This window comes from Streptomyces sp. ALB3 (assembly GCF_044385685.1).
Classification (GTDB): Bacteria; Actinomycetota; Actinomycetes; order Streptomycetales; family Streptomycetaceae; genus Streptomyces.
This window is the reverse complement of the sequence record NZ_JBISCE010000039.1, coordinates 156,471-176,386: the sequence shown is the minus strand read 5'-3', so window position 1 is coordinate 176,386 and position 19,916 is coordinate 156,471. Positions and strand designations below refer to the sequence as shown.

The window sequence follows — 19,916 nt, the reverse complement described above, 5'->3', positions numbered from 1 at the left end:
GACAGACCTTTCTGCATTCACTGTGCTTGGACGGGCGCGACGATCGCGTGGACATTGGTGCCGCTCATTCCGAACGCGCTCACCCCGAGCGCGCACGTCTCGTGCTCCGGCAGGGGCGTGTCGTCCCGCACCAGCCGTACGTTGCCGCCGGACCAGTCGACGCCGGGGTTCGCGGCCCCCTCGGACCGGGTGCCGGGGATGATCCCGGTGCGCCGCACGGTGGTCGCCACCAGCAGCGACAGCAGCCCCGAGGCCGCTTCCAGGTGACCGAACCGCGGTTTGTTGGAGCCGATCAGCAGCGGCCGTCCCTCACCCCGGTCCCGCGTCCGGTAGGCAGCCGTCAGTGCCGCCACCTCGAGCGGGTCGCCGAGCCTGGTTCCCGTCCCGTGCGCCTCGACGTAGGCGACGCGGTCGGGCTCCACCCCGGCCCGCTGCAGCGCGCGGACGGCGACATCCTCCTGCGCGGCCCGGTTCGGGACGGTGACGCCGGCGGTGCGGCCGTCCTGGTTCACGGCGGTGGTGACCCTTACGCGTGCCCCGTCGGCGTGTTCCGGCGCCGCCGTCAGCACGAAGGCGACCACGCCCTCGCCCACGACGAACCCCGCCGCCCGGTCGGTGAAGGCGTTGCACCGCGCTCCCGGGTCGATCGCACCGGTGGCTTCGCGCAGGACACGCCCCTGCTCACTGCGGACGAGATGGGAGGCGATGACCAGCGCGCGGTCGATCTCGCCGTCCCGGATCGCCGCCGAGGCCAGGTGCAGGGCCAGCAGGCCCGAGGAACACGTCGAGTCCACCTGCATGCTGGGCCCGCGGAGATCGAAGGCGTACGAGATGCGGCCGGCCGCCATCCCCCGGTTGTTGCCGACGCCTACGGAACTCAGGTTCGCCGGCGGCACCCCGGCCAGGTCGACACCGAGCAGGTGGTCGGATTCCGTCATCCCCACATAGACACCGGTCCGGGAGCCCTTGAGCTCCTCGGGCGCCAGGTCCGCGTCGGCGAACGCGGCCAGCGCGACCTCCAGCAGCAGCAGTTGCTGCGGGTCGATGTAGCGGGCCTGACGGGGCGACACCGCGAACCGGAGCGGATCGATCAGGAATTCCTCGTCGGCGAACGCCAACTCGTCGGGTGTGCGGCCCGGTGGCCCGTAGAGAAGACTCTCGAACTCTTCCCGGGAGCGTATTTTTCCAGGGAGAGCGAGCCCTGAACCAGAAATCTCGACGACAAGAGGCATCTGCGAACCCGATCCCCTTACTGGGAATTTAGCCGAATGTCGCACCACGCAGGAAAGGAGCAGGGACGACGGTGCCGCCACGAGGACACCCCGCCCCCGCGGGAGATATACGCAATAATCCGCGTCCCGCCCGGGAAGGTGCACCCTGTATGTCGAGCGATTTGAGTGTGGCGACCACCGGTCGGCGCGTCAACACCCCTATGGGGAATAGGGGTGGTCGAATACCTGGGTTGTCGGACCGGTCGTGCGAAACCTGGCCTTTCCGGCCGAGGCCACCCCCTTTCACCTCGAAATCCGGTGACGGGCAACCGGCGGGCCCGGGACGGAAACCCCGTACCAGGGGCGGTCGCTGAGGGGGGCTTCGTCCCCCGCGCGAGGGTGGTCGGCACGTGGTCGCGGGCGGTGGGGTGCGGCGGTCAGGGGGCAGAGCGCCGGTGACCACCGTGCCCGCACGGCCGGCCCGGCGGCAGCCGGGGGCACCGTGCGACGGAGGAGTCATCGGCGCCGGCTCGGAGGAGGTGGCCGGGACGCGTGACCTGAGGCGGCCGAGGCGCTCGCGGACCCTTCGGGAGGTCCACCGGTTCCCGCGTCGGGCGGAGGTCCTGCCGACGGGGAAGCGGAACCCGCCGCCCACATGGTGGACGGCCGCCGCCCATGAGCGGAAGGGGGGGCCGGAAGTCACGCCGTGGGGGCTCCCGTGCGGACCCCTTATTGAATGGCGAAGGATTCTTGTTGAATGATTAAAGGCTTTGCTCGTGCGTCACCCGCCGTCATCCCGGCCATGGGGCGGGACGGGGCCGGGCCCCCGAGCGGAGGTGCGGGGGCCCGGCTGTGCTCATTTTGTTTCCCGCTCAATTACTGTGGACCCGCGCGGCGGGAAGCCGTCGCACCGACACAGAGGGAACGGTGACGAAGGCATTCCTGCGCTTCGGACGCCGCTCGTTGTGACCCCAGGTGACCCAGCCCAGCTGGGCGGCGGCCACCCCTGCGGCGAAACGGTTCTGCACGTCGAGCAGTTCCATGATCCTGGCCACCCGGCGCCGTACCGTACGCACACTGACGCCGAGGTGACGCGCGATCGGCTCGTCGCTCGGGTAGGTCGCCAGTAAGGTCAGCAAACGGAGATCATCTTCGGTGAGAATGCAGTCCTGTTCGGCAGTCATTGATCCCCCGGAATAATGAGACGGATGCATCGAGGTGGAGGTCACCCACCCTTGACGACCGCAATTGAGTCGATTGCAGTCCCATTGCGAGAGCCTAAGCGGCCGAATACGCCTCCTCAAGGGTAGGCTTTCGGACACCCGATCACGACATCAGGGCGTTACCCACGATTTCCGAAGTCTCGGGCGACAGCCCGCCGGTCTTGCGGAGCGACCGCAGTGTCCGCAGGACGAGTTCCCGCCGGACCGGGTCCAGCGACCGCCACATGTCGAAGCAACCGGCCAGTCGCGCCGCCGCCTGGGGGTTGAGGGCGTCGATGCGGAGGACCTGCTCGGCGGCGAAGGCGTAGCCGGAACCGTCCGACGCGTGGAAGCGCAGGGGGTTGTCGGAGCAGAAGGCGATCACGAGTGCCCCCACCCGGTTCGGGTTGGCGTCGGAGTAGGCGGGGTGGCCGGTCAGGTTCCGGACCCGGGCCAGCGTGTCCGGACGGCGGCTCCGGGCGTGCAGGGCGAACCACTTGTCCAGGACCAGCGGGTGTTCCCGCCAGCGGTGCCCGAACTCCTCCAGGACCTCCTCGCCGTCCGCGCGGTCGGCCAGCGCGGTGAGGGCGGCGAGCCGGTCGGTCATGTTGTCGGCCGTCCTGTACTGCCCGTGCAGCACCTCCGTGACCTCGGGGTCCGCCAGCTCGGCCAGGTACGCCAGGCTGGTGTTCCGCAGTGCGCGGCGCCCCGCGTCCGCCGCCGCGAACACGTAGGGGCGGCCGTCGTCCAGGCGCCGGTGGCAGGCGAGGAGCGGTGCCCGCAGGGTGCGTGCCAGCTCCGCCCGCGTGTCGTGCAGCACCGTGGCCAGCCTGACCGGGTCCACCTCGTCGAGCGAGCCGGACAGGGTTGCGAACCCGGGGAGTTCGAGCATGAGCGCGGCCAGTGCCGGGTCGGTCCCGTCCTCGTCGAGGAGACCGGCGAGCGCCTCGGTGAGCGCGGCGGGGAACGGCGGGTGCGACTCCGCCGCCGCGTCCGGCGTGCCCTCGGCGCGGTAGCGCTCCAGGAGCAGGTCGACGAGGCAGCCGTGCAGCGACTCCCAGCGCACGAAGGGGTCGTCGTCGTGCGCGGCGAGCAGCAGCCGGTCCTCGGCGCTCAGCGGAGCCCGGAGCCGTACCGGTGCCGAGAAGCCGCGCAGGAGCGAGGGCACCGGCCGCTCGGGTATGTCGGCGAAGGTCAGGGTGGTGACCGGTTCCCGCAGCTCGCAGACCCGTTCGGTGCCGGCCGGGGCCGCCTCGTCCGCCAGCCGCAGCGGCAGCCGGCGCCCGTCAGGACCCAGCAGGGCGAGGGTCAGCGGGAGGTGCAACGGCTGCTTCTCCGGCTGCCTGGGCGTGGGAGGGCACGACTGGCGCACCGTCAGGGTGTAGGTGCGGTCCTCAGGATCGTGCCGGGCGGTCACGTCGAGGACGGGGGTGCCGGCCTGGCCGTACCAGCGCGTGAACTGTGCCAGGTCGGCCTGATTCGCCTCCCCGACGGCCTCCACGAACTGCTCGCAGGTCGCCGCCTGCCCGTCGTACCGGGCGAGGTAGTGCCGCAGGCCCCGCCGGAACCCCTCCTCGCCGAAGAAGGTGTGGAGCATCCGGATGAGCTCGGAGCCCTTCTTGTAGACGGTCCAGGTGTAGAAGTTGCTGATCTCCTGGTACTCGTCCGGGCGGACCGGATGGGCCTGGGGCCCGGCGTCCTCGGCGAACTGGCGTTCCCGCAGAGCGCGTACGTCCCGGACCCGCTGGACCCCGGGGCTGCGCCGGTCACCGGAGAACCGCTCGTCGCGGTAGACGGCCAGCCCCTCCTTGAGGGAGAGCTGGAACATGTCCCGGCAGGTGACGCGGTTACCGGTCCAGTTGTGGAAGTACTCGTGGGCGACGACGGTCTCGACGGCGGCGAAGTCGTCGTCGGTGGCGGTCTCCGGATCCGCCTGGAGGTAGAGGCTGTTGAAGATGTTCAGCCCCTTGTTCTCCATCGCGCCCATGTTGAAGGCGTCGACGCCGACCAGGGTGTAGGTGTCGAGGTCGTACTCCAGGCCGAACCTGTCCTCGTCCCAGGCCATCGCCGCGCGCAGCGCCTCCAGGGCATGGCCGCAGCGCGGCAGGGCGCTCCTCTCGGCGTACACCCGTAACGCGACGTCCCGGCCGGAGCGGGTGCGGAAGGTGCCGTCGAGGTGCCCGAGGTGGCCGGCGACCAGGGCGAAGAGATAGCTCGGCTTGGGGTGGGGATCCGCCCAGGTGACCCAGACGCGTCCGTCGGGCAGGCGCCCGGCGTCCCGGCGGTCGCCGTTGGAGAGGAGGACGGGGAAGGCCTCCTCGTCGGCGACGAGGGTGCAGGTGTAGACGGCGAGGACGTCGGGCCGGTCCGGGAAGTACGTGATGCGGCGGAAGCCCTCGGGCTCGCACTGGGTCAGCAGGGTGTCGCCCGAGGCGTAGAGGCCGGTGAGCGCGGTGTTCGCCTTGGGTTCGAGCACCGTCACCACCTCCACCTCGGTGCGGCCGGTGCGGGGCGGCAGGACCAACGCGTCCCCGGTGAGCTCGTACTCGCCCGGGGAAAGCGCCGCGCCGTCCACGCGGACCGATTCCAGGACCAGGTCGCGGCCGTCCAGACGGACGGGGGCCGGGCCGTCCCCCACGCCTCTCCGCAGCACCGTCCTGGCGGTGACGCGCGTGCGGTCCGGGTCGAGTTCGAAGGTCAGCTCGATCGTCTCCGCCCGCCACTCGGGCGGCCGGTGGTCGAGCCGGCGGACGGGGGTGGATGACTCGCTGGTCTTGCTCACCGGGGTTCCTTACTCGTGTCACGGGGCCGGCGCGGCGGCCGGTGACCGCCGCGCCCCGCCTCCGGGAGGGGGCCCTACCTCTGGTACACGCCTCGTTCTCGGAAGGTGTCGAGGACGTGCGTGGTGAGGGCACTCATTGCGTGGTTGACCTGCTCGGCGGTGACGGTGCTGTCGTTCTGGAAGGCCAGCTCGAAGGTGTGCGCCCGTACCTCGCCGCTCTCGTACAGATCGGTGACGTGGACCCAGGCCAGCTCCAGCGGGGAGACGGCCTCCAGCTCCGTGCGCACCTCGCCGGCCGTCAGGCCGGCCGGCAGGTGGAAGGCGACGTCACGCCGGAGCAGCGGGTGCTCCGGCAGCTCGTCGACCTGCTCGGCGCCGTCCGGGGCACGCTCCGTGAGCAGGGCCGTCCAGTCCATCTCGAAGTAGAGGACCCGGTCCGTGCGGAGCTTCCAGTTGGCCGTCACCGAAGGGTGGACCTCGCCGCACAGACCGACCCGGCGGCCGTCCACGAAGAGGTGGACGGAGCGCGTCGGATGCATCAGCTCCATCAGCGGTGCGGCGTCGTCCGTGCCGAGGCGGAACTCGAAGCGGGTGCCGCAGGCATGGGCCAGCTCCTCCAGGACCCCCTTGAGGTACCAGAAGTCGAGGCCCTGGCCACCGTGCTGCCAGGCGCCGTACGTCTCCTCGCCCCAGAGCATGCCCCACAGGACGGGCAGTTCGAGGTGGTCGTCGTCACCCACGGCCTCGAAGAGGTGGGTGAACTCGAAGTACTTGCCCAGGGTCAGACTGCGCCGCTGGTTGTAGTCGGCGATGTCGAGCGCCTGGAGCAGGGCGTTGTTCTTCAGGAGGGAGAAGTTGCGGTCGATCGCGTTGCGCAGCTCGACGTGGCGGTTCAGCGGGGAGTCCTCGGACACGCCGAGGCGCTCGTGGGCGGTGCGGCTGTAGAAGCCGTCCGTGATCACCTCGAAGAAGCCGTAACCGACGAGTACCTGCTCCAGTGCGGTGCGGGCACGCTGGCGAGGGGTGGGCGCCGCGCCGCCGCCGGCCTCGGGGAGGACGGCGGGGAAGCTGTCGAAGCTCCACATCCGGCCGATCTCCTCGTAGAGGCACTCGGGGTTGAACACGTCCCACAGCCGGTGGCCGGGGACGCCGACGCGCAGTGCCCTGCTTCCGGACCGGCTCGCCCCGTCCGCCTCCTCCGCCTTGCGGACGGTGAAGCCGAGGCAGGTGAGCCGCCGTTCGACGGCGGCCGGGTCGAAGTCGACGGCGTAGTACGTGTCGAGGGCGTCCAGGTCCAGCGGGATCTCACGCGGGGCGAGCCGGGGATCGGGTGGGCAGACGGCCTCGCTCCAGGTGCGCGGGCTGCCGGGGGCCAGTGCACCCCAGGCGTCGAGCAGCGCGACCGTACGGGCGGCTCCGGCCCGGACCAGGGCCGGGTCGCCGCCGCGCTCGAAGCGGGTGGCGGCGGCGGTCTGCCTGTTGAGGGCGCGGGCGGCCCGGCGCACCGCGCCGGGGTCGAAGAGCGCCGACTCGACGAGGAGGGCGCGGGTCGCCCCGGTGACGGCGGCGCGGCGGGTGCCGATGACCCCGGCGACCGCGACGACGCCCTCGTCGTCCGCGACGACGGTCAGTCCGGCCGGGAGCTCGACCGGTTCGTCGGAGTCCAGGAGCACGGCGCTCTCGCCCTCCCGGGAGAGGCGGACGCGGAGCGGGCCGGCCAGCAGGCCGGCGTCGTAGACGTGGACGGGCTGGCCCAGTTCGCGGCCGGTGACGTTACCCGCGTCGACGGGGAGGAAGCCGGTGTGCTCGCCGTTGAGGGCGAGGGCCTCGGCCCATTCCCGGGGGAGCCGCGCGGGGTCGGCGTCCGCGAGGTCGCAGCGGGCGACGCCGAAGGCCAGGCAGGTGTCCGTCTCGACGAGGGGGCCCGGGGTGCCGGCCCCGGCCAGCGGCGCGAGCGGGGGCACCGGGGTGGGCGCCTCCAGACGGCCGCCGAGCTCGCGGGCGAGGCCGAGGTAGCAGTGGTGGTCGCCGCGGTTGGCGAGCAGTTCCACCGTGAGGACCTCGCCCGCGGGCGTGTCCTGGTGGCGCTTCACCTCGATGCCGACGTCCTCCAGGACCTCGCAGGCGGCCCGGGAGGAGGAGGGCAGCTCAGGACGGTAGTGGCGCAGCAGGGGGAGGCTCACACGCACAGCGCGGGCCTCCCGTCCATGACGCGCAGCAGACGCAGGTCGCCGCGGTAGACGGGCCTCAGCTTCGAGAGTCCGTACATCTGCGTGGTCATGCGGGACAACCCCCACCCGAATGCGAATCCGGAAAACACTTCCGGGTCGTAGCCGAACTCCTGAAGAACATTCCGGTGGACCATTCCCGCGCCCATGATGGTGACCCAGCCGGACTCGTGGCACGCGGAACAGCCGTCGCCCCGGCAGATCCCGCATTCCACGTCGATTCCGACGGAAGGCTCGGTGTACGGATATGACTTCGGCTTCAGACGCACGCGCCGGTCGCCGTAGAGTTCCCGGGCGAGGTGGACGGCGACTCCCTTGAGATGCGCGAAGGTGAGCCCGCGGTCGACCCAGAATCCGTCGAGCTGGTGGAACATCGCGAGGTGCGTGGCGTCCACGGCCTCGTTCCGGTAGACGCGGCCGGCCACCACGACCTTGACGGGCCGGCCGCCGGCACCGGCGAGGACACGGGCCTGGACGCTGGTGGTGTGGGTGCGCAGCAGGCGCTGCTCGTCGACCCAGAACGTGTCCTGCATGTCCCGGGCGGGGTGGTCGCGCGGGATGTTCAGGGCGTCGAAGTTGAAGTAGTCGGTCTCCACTTCGGGCCCCTCGGCCTGTTCGAAGCCGAGCCTCGCCATGATCTCGACACAGCGCTGTTCGACGATGCGGACGGGGTGGAGCGCGCCGCGCCGGGGCGCGGTGGCGGGCAGCGAGGGGTCGATCCGGTCGTCCGCGATCCGGCGGGCGGTGGCCTCGGCGGCGATGCGCTCGGTGGCCTCGTCCACGACGCGGGTGATCTCCTCCGCGATGCGGTTCACCTCGCGGGCGAACTCGATGCGCGCCTCGCCCTGGTGCTCCTTGATGGCGGCGCGGGCACGGCGGACGAGTCCCTTGCCGCCGAGCCATTTCACCCGCTGCGCTTCCAGTTCCCGGACGTCGCCCAGTGCGGAGATTTCCTGCACCGCACCTCGTGCCATGTTCTCCAATTCGGAGACTTCCATTACCCTGCACCACTCCTTGCGACGGCGGTTCCGTACCACATTCTCGTACGGCCAAGAACTCTAGCGCAGGCGCCAGTTGGGGCCCCGCCCGCTTAATGGCCGAATTTCGTCGGTCTGTTGATGCGGAAACCGTTCACTGTCCGCAGGGCGGAAGGAGCGTCATGAAGAACGGACGCTCCTTCCGCCCTGTGGGGGAGTCAGTCGTCGTCCTCGCCCAGGCTGACCTCCTCCAGGGCGAGCAGCAGCTCGGCGTGGTCGACGTCCGCCGTGCCGGGCGTCGGGCCGCCGTCGGCGAGCAGGCCGCGCAGGGCCTCGGCGCAGCCGTCGAGCAGGGCCCCGGCCTCCTGGGCGGAGTGGACCTCCGGCGAGAACTTCACCGCGAGCTCCAGTTCGCCGCCGGCGACGACGGCCGCCACGTCGATCAGGTAGTGGCGCTCCGCCTCCGGGCTCTGTTCGGCGCCGAGGGAGCCGGGCAGGGCGGCGAACAGCGGGTCAGGCTCCGGCCCGGCGCCGTCGAAGAAGCCCAGGTAGTTGTAGCTGACCTGGCGCTCCGGCAGGGCGAGCAGCGGGTGGCCGGGCGGGCAGGCGCCGCCGTACCTGAGCAGACCCCATTCCTGGTCCCGGCCGCGCAGCGACGCGAGCGCCTGCCGCACGCGGGGGACCGCGGCGGCGGGGACGGCGCAGTCCCGCAGGTCGAGCCGGAGGGGTGCGATGGCCGTGAACCAGCCCACGGTCCGCGTCAGGTCGACGGGCGCCTGAGCGTCCAGCCGGCCGTGGCCCTCCACGTCGAGGGCGAGGGCCTCGGCTCCGGCCCACCGCGCGAGGGCCCAGCCGACGGCGGTGAGCAGCACCTCGTTGACGCTGTTCTCGCCGATCCCGTCGAGCAGCCCGGCCGGGATCCTGCGGGTGAGGATCTCGGTGTCCCGATCCAGGAGGGGCCCGGTGGGCGTCCCGGGCAGGCTGCCCCAGCCGCCCGCGAGACGGTCGGCCCAGTCGTCGGCCCGCTCCGGCTCCAGGCGCTCGGCACGGTGTTCCATACGGCGGGCCCAGGGCAGGAAGCCGACGGTGGGGGCCGGGAGTCCGGGCTCGGCGCCGCGGGCGCCGGCGTCGAGGAGGAGCCGCAGGTCGTCCTCGATGATCCGCCAGGAGACCCCGTCGACCGCCGCGTGGTGGATCACCAGGACCAGGACGGCGTCGGCGCCGCCGGCCGGGCGGAGCAGGGCGGCGCGGACGAGCGGGCCGTCCTCGGCGCCCACCCGGCGGTGCAGGCCGGGCTCCGCCGCGTCCGCCGCCGCGGCGGCCTCCTCGCCGGGCGCCAGGTCGTGGACCTCGAAGCGGAGGCTGTCCGGGACGGAGTCCCCGGCGAGCAGCCGCCAGCCCTCCGCGGTGTGGGCCAGACGCATGCGCAACGCGTCGTGCCGTTCGACGAGCGCGCCGAGAGCCGCCTCCACGGTGTCCGGGCCGACTGCGGCGGCGACGTGGTAGCGCATGCTCATGGTCAGGTGGTCGCGGACCTCGCGGCGGTCGGCCTTCTCCAGCCACCAGCCGAAGACCGGCGGGACGGCGGCCCGTTCCACCGGCTCGGCGTCGTCGTCGGCGTCCGTCCCCAGGCCGGCCAGTCCGTCGCGGCCCGCCAGGTGGACACAGAGCTCGGCGGCGGTCTTGTGCTCGAAGAGGTCGAGCGGACTGAAGCGGAAGCCGCGCTCGGCCGCGCGGGCCACCGCCTGGATGGCCCGGATCGAGTCGCCGCCCGCCGCGAAGAAGTTGTCCTCGGGACCGATCTCCGCGGTGCCCAGGACGTCATGGAAGACGGCGAGCAGGGCCTCGACGTGTTCCGCCGCGACGGTCGCCACCGGTCCGCGGGACGCGGTGCTACGGGTCCGGCGCACCAGAGCCGGGTCGATGCCGACTTCGGCGGCGACGCGCGCCGGGTCCTCGGCGTCGGCCTCCAGCTCGTAGCCGACGGTGCCGAACGGCAGCAGCCCGGCCACCGCCTCCCCGGCGGCGCTCAGACCGATCAGCAGCCGGTCCTCGGCGGACTCCAGCGCCGTGTGCAGCGAGGCCAGACCCTGGGCGGGGGTGAGGGAGGCGAAGCCCCGGCGCTGGGCCAGCTCCTGCACCCCGGCGGGAGTGCCGGAGGCCATGCCGACCTGCTTCCACATGCTCCAGTCGAGGCAGAGGCGGGTGCGGCCGGTCCGGTGGGCGCTGTGCGCGGCGTGCGCGGCCTGGTAGGCGCAGGCCCCGGCGTACTCGGTGAATCCGGCGCCGCCGAAGAAGCCGTTGACGGAGCTGAAGACGACCAGCGGGGTGTCGCGGCCCTGGAGCGCCTCGTCGAGGGCGTGGCTCATCCGGATCCGGGCCTCGGCGCGGGCGTGGAGCCGCCGGGCGGAATCCTCGTCGGGCGCGGCCAGGACCTCCAGCTGCTCGCTGACCGAGCCCTCACCGGCCAGCTGGAACACCCCGTCCAGGGGGCCCCAGTCGGCTTCGGCGGCGTCGATGGCGGCGCGCAGGGCGTCCGCGTCGGTGGCGTCGAGGCGGGCGTGCCGGAGTTCCCCACCGGGACCCGTCCGGTCGGCGAGGTGGGCCAGCAGCGCGCCGCGCGCGTCGTCGGGACCGGCCGCTCCGCGCCCCACGACGACCACCCGGGCGTCGAACCGGCGCAACAGGTGCTGGGTGAGGTGGGCGCCGACGCCGCCGAGGCCGCCGACCACCAGGTACGCCCCCTGCTCGCGCAGCACCCGGCGCGGCCGCGCCGGGATGACCGGCTCGTCCAGGGGGCGCAGGCCGCGGGCCAGACGGACGCCGTCGCGGTGCGCGGTCTGCCCGGTCCCGCGCAGGGAGCACTCGGCGAGCAGGGCGTCGTCGGTGGCGCCGTCGACGAGGGCGACCCGGAGCCGGGGGTGGGACAGCGCGAGGCTCTCCGCGACGCCCGCGAGCGCGGCGTGCGTGACGTCCGGCTCGGCACCGGTGGCGACGACCGCCGCACGGGTGGCGAGGACCAGGGCGGGCGGCTCGGCGAGCCGGGCGGCGGCAGGCAGGAGCGCGGCCCACGCCGCGTGGGCCTCGCGCAGGGCGCGCGCGGCGGTCTCCGCGGGCGCCTCCGCTCCCGTGCCGGCAGCCGCTTCGGCGGGCGCGGTGTTCCAGCGGGTGTCGACCACGGCGTCGAGGCCGTCGAGGCGCTCGGCGGCGGCCTCGAACAGCGCGTGCAGATCCTCCGCGCGGTCGGTGCGGAAGCGGGCCCCGCCGGCCGCGTCGAACCCGGCGAACGGGGCACCCGGTTCCGCGGACAGGGCCGCGCCCGCCGGCGCCCGGCCGCCGATCCACAGCACACGGCAGGCGGGGTCCGGGTCCGGGGCCGCGACCGGCCGCCAGTCCGGTACGAAGTGCCAGGCGGGCACCGTCGCCCGGTCGCCGAGTCCGTGGGCGCGGCGCAGAGTGATCCGGTCGGCGAAGTCGCCGGCCTGGAACCCCTGGGCGAGGACGGGGCGGCGGATCTTGCCGATGGCCGTGCGCGGCCACTCCTCGGGGCCGATCTCGACGAGGGCCACGGGGCGCAGGCTGTGCTCGGAGACCAGGGCGGCCTCCACGGCGGCGGGGTCGGCGGCGCCGGGCGCGGTGGAGCTGTAGAAGACGACGAGGTCGTCGGTGGAGGCGTCGGGGCGGCGGACCGGGACGGCGGCGCAGCAGCCCTGGCGGACGCCGGCGACGGCCTCGACGGCGTTTTCCAGCGCGCGGGCCGCGTAGTTGAGGCCGTTGATGATGAGGACGTCCTTCTCCCGGCCGGTGACGACGAGGCTCCCGTCCACCATGAAGCCGCAGTCACCCATCCGCAGCCAGCCGTCCTCGGTGAAGGCCTCCGCGTCGGCGTCGGGGTTGCGGTAGTAACCGTCCATGACCTGGAGGCCGCTGACCTCGATCCGGCCGCCGACGCCCTCGGGGCAGACCCGGCCGTCGGCGTCCACGACCCGGAGCGCGAGGCCCGCCATCGGGGTGCCGACCTCGGCGAAGGGGGAGCCCTCACCGGGCAGGGCCCGTCGCACCGGGCGGTCCAGGGTGGCGTCGTTGAGCCAGTGCACGTAGGCCTGGCTGCCGGCGACCAGGTTGTGGGCGCCGATGACGGCGGAGCTGGTCTCCGTCATACCGAAGACGGGCTTGATGACGTCCGGACGCAGACCGTGCGGGGCCAGCAGGGCGAGGAAGCGCTGGTTGCCCTCGTGGGTGACAGGTTCGCCACCGTTCTCCCAGACCTTCAGCCGGCTGAGGTCCCAGGAGCCCTCGGCGATCTTCGCCGCCTGTTCGTTGACCAGGGTGAAGCCGAAGTTGGCCATCCAGCTGAGGGTGACCCGGTGGCGGTCCATCAGGTCGAGCATGCGGGTGGGGTCGGCCAGCACCCAGCCGGTGTCCACGTGGACCTGCTCGTTGGCCAGGCACAGGTCGCGCACGTGGTGCTGGACCAGGCCGCCGACGTGGTCGACGCCCAGCCAGTTCAGGGACACCTCGTCGGCCAGGTCGAACTCGTTCCTGACCGACTCGGCCAGGCTCACCAGGTTGCGGTGCGAGAGGGCCACACCCTTGGGTGCGCCGGTGCTGCCCGAGGTGAGGATCATCAGGGCAGGCGAGCGGGGCGCGGCCTCCCCGGCGGGCAGCGGCTCGTGGCGCCGCGCCTCCTCCAGGGTGAGCACCTGGGCGGTCAGGCCGCGGCGCTCCAGGACGCCGGCCATGACGTCCTTCTGCGCCTCGGTGGTGAGGACGGTGCGCCCGGTGAGCATGGTGTCCGGGCCGAGCAGGTGCCACAGCGGGTTGCCGGCGGCGTCGTACGGGGTGGCCGGGGTGAGCGGCACGGGCAGCACGCCGAGGAGGACGCAGGCCCAGACGCCGACGAAGATGTCGCCGGCCGCCGAGGCGTGCACGATCAGCTCGTCGCCGTGCCCGAGACCGCGCGCCCGCAGATGGGTGGCCACCCGGGAGACCTGGTCGAGGAGTTCGGCATAGCTGAGCCGGTGCTCCCGGCCCTCACCGTCGACGAGCGGGATGCCCCGGTCGGTGGCGGCGGCCTTCCGCAGCCGGTCGACCAGGTCGTCGGCGGGCGGGGCGAGTTCGGGCCCGCGCGCCTCGGCGGGGCGGGTGGCCGGATAGTGGCCGCCGCCGGCCATGAAGTCCTCGGGGAGCGGGAGTTCCTCGTCGCGGGTGGCGACGGGGACGGTGCGCAGCCGGACCGGAGCCCCGTCCGTGGCGAGGGCGAGCGCGGCGCGCTCCAGCTGGAGGTCGTCCGGCGGCGCGTCGGCGGCCAGCCGGGCGGTGTCCACCCGGCCCTCCGCGTCGCGGGGCAGCGTCGGCACCCGGCAGGCGCTGAGCGGCGCCGCCCAGGCGGGCAGCAGCGCCGCGAGCCGCTCCAGCGCCACCCGGCCGGGACCGTCACCCGGGGCGCAGAGGACGAGGCGTGCCCGTCCGGTTCCGGTGTCGCGGGCGACGAGGGCGGCGTCGGCGAGCCCCGCGCCGGCCAGCACGCGGGTGACGGCCGCGGGGGAGAGCAGGCGCCCGGCGAAGCGCAGGGCGTCCTCGCGGCGGGTGTCGAACTCGACGGTGCCGTCGCTGCGCTTCCGGGCCCGGTACCCGGTGAGCAGGGTCCGCTCCCCGGGCTCGGCCGCGACGGCCGCGAGGAGCTCCCCGAGGCCGTCGGCGACGAAGGGAAGCCGTCCGGCCAGTGCGAGCAGACCCCAGGCGTTGGTGGGCAGCGGCCGTCCGGCCGGGTTGCAGACGCGGTGCCGCCCGGGGACCTCACCCCGGTGCGCGCTGCCGCCGTCGGCCGGGTGGGCGCGGGTGACGGCGAGCACGTGGTGGTCACCGAAGCCGTGCGTCACGGTTCCGTCCGCCGGGGCCGGGCCCGCGCCCCAGGTGATCCGGTGGGTGAAGGTCCCGGCCGCGGCGGGTGCCGCGTCCGCGGTGGGACGGGAGGCCGGGCCCGCGAGGACGGCCGGGCCGTCAGGGAGCGGACCGGCGTCCCAGAACCCGTCGGACCGCAGGGATATCCGCTCCGTCCCGTCGAGCCAGGCCTCCAGGACGAGCGGCAGCCAGGCGTCGACACGCCAGTCGGCCAGCACCAGGAGGGAGGCGGGCCGTTCGGCGGGCAGCCGGAGGCGGCCGAGGGAGCCCGTGGGATGCGCGACGCATCCGGTCAGTTCCGCCGACACCAGCAGCGCCGCGTCGACCCGTACGGGCTCCTCGTCCCGCCCGCCGGGCTCGTGACCGGCGGCGGCCAGGGCCGCCCCGGCGGCGACGTCCACGACGAGGCGCGTGGCGCCGTCCGCCGTCGCCGGGCCCACGCCCGGCACCCCGCCGGAGAGCCAGACGGCCAGGCAGCCGAGCACGGTCTCCACGGCCTCGGCCGCGGCGACGTGGACCGGCTCGCCGGGCCGCACCCCGTGCTCGGCGAGCGACTTGAGGAGCCGGTCGGTCCGGTCGGCGAGGGCCTCGCCGCTGTGGGCGTCGGCCGCCGCGGAGGAGCCGCGGGCACGCAGCGCCGCGAGTACCTCACCGGCGGGGGCGGCGGCGTCGGTGGCGTGTTCGAAAAGGTGGAACGGCACTGCGGGCTCACTCCTCGGATCGGGCACGTACGGGCTGCGGCAGGGCGGGCGGAGAGGCGGTCAGACCGCCGCGGTCCGCAGCGACCGCTTGCGGGCGGCGGCCTGCTCCAGCCAGGCGGCGAAGAAGGCGCGGTTGTTGGCGCGCCAGCGGTTCACCGGCCGGTGGGGGTCGTAGTTCATCGGGACCGGCGGCGTGCGGCCCTTCTCCCGGGCGTTGAAGTACTCCTCCGCCAGCCGCTCGGTGGGGTAGTCCTGGTGGCCCTGGAGCATCAGGTAGGCGCCGTCGGCGGAGACCACCGTGGTGTGTCCGGACTCCTCGGACCAGTCGAGCGGGACGAGGAGTCCGTCGGCGACCGCCTTGGCGAAACCCTTCGGCTCCATCTGCGCGTACCGGCTCTGCGGCAGCCAGTAGCGGTCGTCGAGGCCCCGCATCAGCGGGTGGCCGGGGGCGAGGTTGGTCATCTCCACGACACCGGAGATCTTGGCCGGAAAATGCTCCTTCTCCAGGTCGAAGAAGACCTTTCCGACGACCTGGGCGCCCCAGCAGACGCCCGCGATGGAGCCGACCCGTCCGTCGGCGTCCCGGAGCGTCTCGACGACCTCGTCCCAGTAGGTGGCCGCGGTGAAGTCGGGGTTGAGGTCCATGGCCGCCCCGGTGAGGAGCAGCGCGTCGCAGTCCTCGAGGACGGTCTCGTCGTAGAAGTGGTGGGTGGCGGCGAGGATCTCCTGGTTGCTGCTCCGGTAGGGGTGGTTGCGTACCCGGAGCCAGCGCACGTCGGTGCCGGCGGGCAGGACCTGGGCCATGTAGTCGAGGTAGACCTCGGCCTGCGGCATCAGGTTGAGGACCGCGAGGCGGCGGGCGGGCGGGGCCTCGGCGGGGGTCGGGTCGAGCGGATCGGTGGTCACGGGGACACCTCCGTGGTGGTCTCGGGGGCCGGTCCTGCGGTCCCGTCGGGGTGGGCGGGGGCGGCCGGCCCTGCGACGGCGAGCAGCCGTTCGGCGACCAGGTCCGCGTGGCCGCGGACGAAGTAGTGATCGCCGGGCAGGACGGCGAGTTCGTGGCTGGGTGCGAGCAGACCCCAGCTGTGCCAGCCCTCGGCGTACCCCTCGGTCAGCGGGTCCGCCTCACCGATGAGGCAGGTGAGGGGCGTGCGCAGGAGACCGCCGGGAGCGGTGGCGACCCGGTCGAGGGCGCCGCGGAAGTAGCGCCTGGCCTCCGTGCCGTCGTGCCGCAGCAGCCGTCCGATGGTCTCCGCCTCCTCGTCGCCGAGGTCGTCGAATCCGCCCAGCGCGGCGAAGGAACGGGCGAGTTCGCGGTCGCTCAGCTCGGCGAAGGGGTCGTCGGCGAGGGAGTCGCCGGCGGCGGGCGGGTAGGAGGCCGCCACGACCAGGTGCCGTACGTCGAGGCCCTCCTCCTCCAGGAGGCGGGTGATCTCCGTGGCGAGGGCGACGCCTCCGCAGTGCCCGTAGACCAGCAGCGGGCGGTCCTTGAGGTCGCGGGCGGCCTCGGCGACGGCCCGGGCGACGGTGTCGACGTCCTGCGGCTGTTCGTCGGTGCCGTCGTGCTCGTGGCCCGGGAGGCGTACGGCGTGGACGGCGAGCCGGCCCGCGAGGGCGTCGGCCAGCGGCTGGTAGACGCCGGCGTGGCCGCCGCCGTAGGGCACGCAGATGACGGCGGGCGTCTCCGGCGCGGGCTCCGCGCCGCCGAGCAGGACGAGGGCGCCGGTGTCGCGGTCGGACCGGCCCAGGTGGTCGGCGAGGGCGCGGACGCTGCGGTACTGGTAGAGGGCGGTGATCGGGACGGTGTGGCCGGGGACCCGGCAGGCACGCAGGGCCTTGAGGGAGTTGCCGCCCATGTCGAAGAAGCTGCTCTCGACGTCGAGTTCGCCGGGGTCGATCCCGAGGACGCCGGCCCAGTGCTCGGCGAGGGCGGTCTCCAGCGCGGTGGCGGGGGCGGCCCGCAAGGCCGTGGTGGTGGTGAAGCGCGGGGCGGGCAGTTCCCGCCGGTTCACCTTGCCGTTGGCGGTCAGCGGCAGGCGTTCCAGCCGGACGAACGCCTCCGGGACGAGGTGGTCGGGGACCCGGCGGCGCAGCCAGGTGCGGAGCCCGGCGTGGAAGGCGGCCAGCCCGGCGTCGTCGTCCTCGGCCGGCCCGCCAGGGGCGGGGACCACGTAGGCGGCGAGCCGGCGGTCGCCCGACGCGTCAGGCGGCGCGGCGACGAGGCAGGTCTCCACGCCGGGGTGCTCACGCAGCAGGGCCTCGATCTCGCCGAGCTCGATGCGCACGCCGCGGATCTTGACCTGGAAGTCGATGCGGCCCAGGAGTTCGATCGTGCCGTCGGCGCCGAACCTGGCGAGGTCGCCGGTGCGGTAGAGCCGGTCGCCGGGCCGGTCGGACCAGGGGTGGGGCACGAACTTCTCGGCGGTGAGCTCGGGGCGGTCCAGATAGCCGGCGGCCAGACCGGCACCGCCCAGGCAGAGTTCGCCGGGCACCCCGACCGGGGTGGGCTCCATCCGCTCGTCGACGATGTACGCCGTCTGGTTGGCCATCGGCCTGCCGTACGGGATGCTCCGCCACGAGGGATCGACGGCCCCGACGGGGTACGTCACGGAGTCGACGGACAGCTCGGTGGCGCCGCCCGCGCTGACCACCTGGGCGGCGGGGAAGGAGGCGCGGACCCGGTCGGGCTGGGAGAGCGGGATCCAGTCGCCGTCCAGGACGGTGAGCCGCAGGGACCCGGGGCGGCGGCCGCGCTCCTCGGCGACGTCCAGGAGGGCGTCCATGAGGGCGGGGGCGGAGTGCCACAGGGTGATGCCCTCGCGGTCGACGAGGTCCAGCCAGTGCTCGGGGTCCTTGGCCCGGTCCGGTTCGGGCAGGACGAGCACACCGCCCGCGAGGAGGCTGCAGAACAGGTCGCAGACGGAGATGTCGAAGCTGAGCGACGAGACGCACAGGGTGCGGTCGTCCGGGCCCATGCCGAAGGTGCGGCAGTAGTCCTCGACGTTGTTGACGCGGCCCCGGTGGTCGAGCATCACGCCCTTGGGCCGGCCTGAGGAGCCCGAGGTGTAGATGACGTAGGCGAAGGCGTCCGGCGGCACGGTGAGGCCCAGCGGAGTGGCGGGCTGCCGGTCCACCAGGGCCGCCTCGGTGTCCAGGGCGAGCCGCGGCAGGCCGAGCCGGTCGGTGACCTCGGCACCGCTGCCCCAGGTGACCACGGCTCCGAGCCCGGCGTCCTCCACCATGTAGGCGATGCGCTCGGCCGGGTAGGCGGGGTCCAGCGGGACGTAGGCGGCGCCCGCCTTCATCACGCCGAGGATGCCGACCACGGTCGCCGTGGACTTCTCCGTGCACAGGCCGACCCGGTCGCCCGGACGCACCCCGAGCTCGACCAGCCGGTGGGCGACCTGGTTGGCGCGGGCGTCGAGCTCGCCGTAGGTGAGGCGGCCGTCCCCCGCGACCACGGCCGGCGCGTCGGGCCGGACGGCGGCCTGGTGCTCGGCAAGGCCGTGCAGGGTGCGCTCCAGGTCGAAGTCCGCCCCGGTGTCGTTCCAGCGGCGCAGGACCAGCTCCGCGTGTTCGCCGGCGACCGTCCCGATCTCGCCGACGCGGCGCTCCGGGTCGCTGCCCAGGCGTTCCACCAGGCCGCGCAGCTGGTCGAGCATCGTCCCGGCGACGTCGTCGTCCAGCCGGTGGCGGTAGTAGCTGAGGACGAGCATGATCTCGTCGCCGGGGAACGCGCGGACGGCGACGGGGTAGTTGGTGGGACCGCTCCAGCCGTAGTCGGTGAGGCGGATGCCGCCCCAGTCCTCGTTGTGGCCGTCGTCGAGAGGGTAGTTCTGGAAGCTGAGCAGGGTCTCGAAGAGCGGCTTGCCGCGCTCGACCTCGGACAGCTCCTGCACCCGGGCCAGACCGGTGAACTGGTGGGCCTGGAGGCGGAAGAGGTCCCGTTGCACCTCCTCCAGCCAGTCGCCGACGCGCTGGGCGGGGTCGATGCGGACGCGCAGCGGGACGGCGTTGATGAAGAGGCCGACCATCTGCTCGACGCCGGCCAGCTCCGGCGGACGGCCCGCTGTCGTCGAACCGAAGAGGACTTCCTCCTCGCCGCTGTAGGAACCGAGGAGGCGGGCCCATGCGGCGTGCGCGAGGGAGCTCAGGGAGACGCCGAGACGGGAGCACTGACGCTGGACCTCGGCGCTGGTGGCGCGGTCGAGGGTGACCGAGAGGGTGACCTCCGCGCCGCCGCCGCCCTCGTGGACGCCCTGGCCGCGGTCGACCGCCAGCCGGGTGGGGGCGTCGAAGCCGCGGAGGTACTCGCTCCAGAAGGCCTCGTCGGCTTCCGTGTCGCGGTCGCCGAGGTAGTGGATGAAGTCGCCGAAGGGCCGGGCCGGCTCCAGGGAGAGCGGGCGGCCCTCGCCGACGAGGGAGGCGTAGCACCCGAGGACCTCGTGGAGGACGAGGCCGAAGCTCCAGCCGTCCAGCAGGATGTGGTGGTGGCTCCACACGAACTCGTGCGCCGAGTCTGTGATCTGTCGCGCAGTCAGCCGGATGAGGGGCGCCTTGGACATGTCGAAGCCGCGCTGCCGGTCCTCTTCGAGGAGCGCCTGCCAGGCCTCCTCGGCGTCGGCCCGGCCGCGCCAGTCCTCCCAGTCCAGCGCGACGCGGACGGAACGCCCCACCACCTGGAGCGGCTCCTTGAGCCGCTTCCAGGCGAAGGCCGTGCGCAGGACGGGGTGCCGGGCGAGGGCCCAGTTCCAGGCGTCCTCGAAGGCGGTCCGGTCCAGATCGCCCTCGATGGTGCAGCGGATCTGTTCGAAGTAGGTGGGCTCACCGGGCCGGCTCAGGGTGTGGAAGAGCAGGCCCTGCTGGAGGGGGGAGAGCGGGTAGGCCGCCTCGACGTTCTTGGCCATGTGT

Annotated in this window: 8 protein-coding genes; all 8 read right to left on the bottom strand. The window is 73.5% G+C overall.

All coding sequences use genetic code 11. The features are described 5' to 3' along the window. Positions 1-17: 17 nt before the first annotated feature. Positions 18-1,232, bottom strand: coding sequence for a polyketide synthase (locus tag ACHFIV_RS25480; RefSeq protein WP_398973393.1), 1,215 nt, complete (start codon positions 1,230-1,232; stop codon positions 18-20). A gap of 851 nt (positions 1,233-2,083) precedes the next feature. Further along, positions 2,084-2,395, bottom strand: coding sequence for a hypothetical protein (locus ACHFIV_RS25475; RefSeq protein ID WP_398973390.1), 312 nt, complete (start codon positions 2,393-2,395; stop codon positions 2,084-2,086). Positions 2,396-2,537: 142 nt separating this feature from the next. Continuing rightward, positions 2,538-5,195 (bottom strand): aminopeptidase N, encoded by a 2,658-nt coding sequence (pepN, locus tag ACHFIV_RS25470; protein WP_398973387.1) that lies wholly within the window; start codon positions 5,193-5,195, stop codon positions 2,538-2,540. A gap of 74 nt (positions 5,196-5,269) precedes the next feature. Further along, entirely contained in the window at positions 5,270-7,378 is a 2,109-nt protein-coding gene (locus ACHFIV_RS25465; RefSeq protein WP_398973385.1) for a phenylalanine--tRNA ligase beta subunit-related protein, read from the bottom strand. Next, positions 7,375-8,421 carry a phenylalanine--tRNA ligase subunit alpha gene (gene pheS, locus ACHFIV_RS25460; RefSeq protein ID WP_398973382.1) on the bottom strand — a complete coding sequence of 349 codons (1,047 nt, stop codon included), beginning with the start codon at positions 8,419-8,421 and terminating at the stop codon, positions 7,375-7,377. The genes ACHFIV_RS25465 and pheS overlap by 4 nt, the downstream gene beginning before the upstream one ends. A gap of 197 nt (positions 8,422-8,618) precedes the next feature. After that, on the bottom strand, positions 8,619-15,005 hold the full coding sequence (locus ACHFIV_RS25455) for an SDR family NAD(P)-dependent oxidoreductase (RefSeq protein WP_398973378.1): 6,387 nt from the start codon (positions 15,003-15,005) through the stop codon (positions 8,619-8,621). A 60-nt stretch (positions 15,006-15,065) separates the two neighbouring features. Beyond that, entirely contained in the window at positions 15,066-15,911 is an 846-nt protein-coding gene (locus tag ACHFIV_RS25450) for a homoserine O-acetyltransferase/O-succinyltransferase family protein (RefSeq protein WP_398973375.1), read from the bottom strand. Continuing rightward, positions 15,908-19,912 carry an amino acid adenylation domain-containing protein gene (locus tag ACHFIV_RS25445; RefSeq protein ID WP_398973372.1) on the bottom strand — a complete coding sequence of 1,335 codons (4,005 nt, stop codon included), beginning with the start codon at positions 19,910-19,912 and terminating at the stop codon, positions 15,908-15,910. Before ACHFIV_RS25445 ends, ACHFIV_RS25450 begins: the two co-directional genes overlap by 4 nt. Between the last annotated feature and the right edge of the window lie 4 nt (positions 19,913-19,916).